At 58.7% G+C, this 392-nt stretch carries 1 pseudogene; it reads left to right on the top strand.

The features are described from left to right. Positions 1-117: 117 nt before the first annotated feature. Positions 118-392 (top strand): annotated as a pseudogene (locus AC0L2C_RS34230) (hypothetical protein); the annotation flags it as partial.

Raw genomic sequence — 392 nt, 5'->3', positions numbered from 1 at the left:
TCGGCAATCTCTACAGATGGCCAAGTGACCCAAGGGTCGTAAAATCTGGCCCCGAAGGCGCTCGCGCCCTCCGATATGGTAGCGCGCAAACTCGGATGGTTTAGCATTGCGCTTGGCATGGTCGAACTCATAGCCTCCGAGCGCATCGCCCGCGCACTCGGCATACCTGGTAAGGAAGGCGTGATCCGCGCCTATGGAGCGCGTGAACTCAGCAGCGGCATTCTGTCCTTGTCGGCAGACAGACAGTCCGGGCTTTGGAGCCGTGTGGCCGGTGATGGGCTCGACATCGGAACACTCCTATGGGCGTTCCGGCATGACAATCCAAAACGTGACAACGTCGGACTTGCATTGGTGCTCGTTGCCGGTGTGACACTCATCGATTTATTGACGGC

This window comes from Mesorhizobium sp. WSM4845 (assembly GCF_055811455.1).
The sequence above is the reverse complement of the archived record's forward strand: the minus strand, read 5'-3'. Positions and strand labels throughout refer to the sequence as shown.